The sequence below is a fragment of the Quisquiliibacterium sp. genome (genome assembly GCF_982640115.1).
In genome coordinates this window covers 1-3,155 of record NZ_CEXFHW010000286.1, presented here as the reverse complement: position 1 = coordinate 3,155, position 3,155 = coordinate 1, and the positions used below count along the sequence as shown (strand labels likewise).

The window sequence follows — 3,155 nt, the reverse complement described above, 5'->3', positions numbered from 1 at the left end:
GGCAGGGCCGACCGGAGCATGCGAATTTCCCTTGGCCCACCGTGCCTGACCACCCTGCCGCCCCATCGTGCGCGGCCCGGTGCGCTTCGGCCCAGCGGCCCTCGCGGCGGATCACGCAGGCTATCGCCACTGCCCTCAGTCCCACGATCCGGTCTGCCGGCTCACTGAGCCGGCCCCCTCTCGCGTGAGTCGGCCCCGCGATGCGGGGCGTGTTCCGCCAGCCCCAGCCGGGCTGCGCCTCCGGCGCACTGGAGCGGAATACCCATGAAACGCATGCTGTTCAACGCAACCCACTCCGAGGAGTTGCGGGTTGCCATCGTCGACGGCCAGAAGCTCATCGACATCGACATCGAGTCGGCCGGTCATGAATCGCGCAAGAGCAACATCTACAAGGGCGTGATCACCCGCGTCGAGCCCAGCCTCGAGGCCTGCTTCGTCAACTACGGCGAGGAGCGTCACGGCTTCCTGCCCTTCAAGGAAATCTCCAAGGCCTTCTTCAAGCAGGGTGCCGATGTCAGCCGCGGCCGCATCCAGGATGTCCTGGAGGAAGGCCAGCAGGTCATCGTCCAGGTCGACAAGGAAGAACGCGGCAACAAGGGCGCCGCGCTCACCACCTACATCTCGCTGGCCGGGCGCTACCTGGTGCTGATGCCCAACAACCCGCGCGGCGGCGGCGTCTCGCGTCGGGTCGAGGGCGAAGACCGCCAGGAATTGCGCGAGACCATGGACAAGCTGGAGATCCCGGCCGGCATGAGCATGATCGCCCGTACCGCGGGCATCGGCCGCAATGCCGAGGAACTGCAGTGGGACCTCAACTACCTGCTGCAGCTGTGGCGCGCGATCGAGCAGGCTGCCGGCTCGGCGCCAGGCGCGTTCCTGATCTACCAGGAGTCCAGCCTGGTGATCCGCGCCATCCGCGACTACTTCACCTCGGACATCGGCGAGCTGCTGATCGACACCGAGGACATCCATGACCAGGCCCATCAGTTCATGGCCCACGTCATGCCGGACAACGTCGGCAAGGTGAAGCGCTACCAGGACGACATCCCGCTGTTCTCGCGCTTCCAGATCGAGCACCAGATCGAGACCGCCTATTCCCGGGTGGTGCCGCTTCCCTCGGGTGGCGCGATCGTGATCGATCATACCGAGGCGCTGGTGGCCATCGACGTCAACTCGGCGCGCGCCACCAAGGGCGGCGACATCGAGGAGACCGCGCTGCGCACCAACCTCGAGGCGGCCGACGAGGCTGCGCGCCAGATGCGGCTGCGTGACCTCGGCGGGCTGATCGTGATCGACTTCATCGACATGGAGAGCTCGAAGAACCAGCGCGAGGTCGAGCAGCGGCTGAAAGACGCCCTGCACTACGACCGCGCCCGGGTCCAGATGGGCAAGATCTCGCGCTTCGGCCTCATGGAGCTTTCCCGCCAGCGGCTGCGACCGGCGCTCAACGAGGGCACCCACATCACCTGCCCGCGCTGCAACGGCACCGGCGTGATCCGCGACACCGAATCCTCCGCCCTGCATGTGCTGCGGGTGATCCAGGAGGAGGCCATGAAGGAGAACACCGCCACCGTGCACGCCCAGGTGCCGGTCGAGGTGGCCACCTACCTGCTCAACGAGAAGCGTGCCGAGATCGCCAAGCTCGAGGCGCGCCTCAAGGTCGAGGTGGTGCTCATTCCCAACAAGCACCTCGAGACCCCGCATTACACGCTCGAGCGCCTGCGACATGACGACGAGCGCCTGAACACCTACCGCGCCAGCTACGCCCTGGCGGGCGGCCCCACCGAAGACAACGCTTATCTCGACTCGAAATTCGAGGGTGCCAAGGCCCGTCAGGAGGCCATGGTCAAGGGGGTCACGCCGTCGCAACCGGCGCCGCAGGCCAGCACCCCGGCGGTGCCCGCACCGGCACCTGCCCCGGCCGCGCCGCCACCGCCCGAGATGCGTGCCGCGCCGGCCGACGAGGAAGGCCTGTTCGGACGCTTCATGCGCATTTTCCGGCGCAAGCCCGAGGCTGCCGCCCCGGCAGCCGCAGCGGCAGCACCGGTCGCCGCGCCCGCCCAACCGGAGGGCGCCGGCACCGAAACCCCGCGCCGGCCGCGTGAGGACGGCCGCCGTGATGGCCGGGGTCGCGGGCGAAGCGATCGTCCGCGCGAAGGCCGTGAAGGCCGGGACGAACGCCCCCGCGCCGCAGGCCGCGATGACCGCGGCCCCCGGGAGGAAGGTCGTGGTCGGGAAGACCGGCCGCCGCGCGGCGACTCGCGCCGCGATGGCGGTCGCGGACCGCGTCCGGCGACCGACGAGGTGACGGGCGAGACCCCCAGCAGCCCCCGCGAGGCTGACGGCGCCACGCGCGCCGAAAGCCGCGAGCCGCGCGAGGATCGCGGCCGCGGGCCGCGAGGTGAACCGCGCCGGGGTCGGCGTGGGCCGCGTGACGGGGCACGCGAGGATGGCGAGGCCCTCGCCAATCCGCTGGCCGGCACCGCCGCGCTGGGCGCAGACGCCGCGCCAGCCGGCGCCGCGGCAGCCGCTCCGGCTGGCGGCACCGGCGACGCGGTCGCCGGCAGTGCGCCGGCCATGAGCACGGGCGCGGCCCCCGAGGGCGCCATCAGCAGCGGCGCCGCGGAAGGCGCAGCCGATGAGCGCGAGCTCGGCCCCGACGGTGAGGAGCGCCGTCGTTCCCGCCGCCGCCGAGGTCGCCGTGGCGGTCGCGGCAACGACGGCGAAGCCAGCGGTGCGGTGGAGGCTGACGGCGCTCGTGACGATGCCGATGCCGATGCCAGCCGTGCCGACGCTGCCCCCGACGCCGAGGTCCGTCCTGAAGCCTCGCCTGCGGCCAGCGAAGTCCCCGCCATCGAACCCGTGGTGGCGGTCGCGGCGGCAGCCGAGGCCAGCCCGGCGCCTGCCCGTCCGGCAGAACCGGTCGCGCTGATGCCGCAGCCCGCGATCGAGCCGGTGAGCCTGGCGGCCGAACCCGCCCTCGCCGAGCCCGCAGCTGCGGCACCAGCCCCGGTCGCTGCATCCACCGAGGCCCCGATCGCCGAGGCCCCGATCGCCGAGGCGGCAACGCCGGCCATCGAGACAGTGCCCTTGCCGGCAGCCGCCCCGGTGGCCGCCCCGCCTGCGCCTGCGCCTGCGCCGGCACCGGCTGCAGC

At 71.8% G+C, this 3,155-nt stretch carries 1 protein-coding gene; it reads left to right on the top strand.

From position 1 onward, the window contains the following. Window positions 1-264 precede the first annotated feature (264 nt). Window positions 265-3,155: Rne/Rng family ribonuclease (locus AC2H6A_RS18985; protein WP_484275280.1), on the top strand; the 2,891-nt coding region annotated here is incomplete at its 3' end.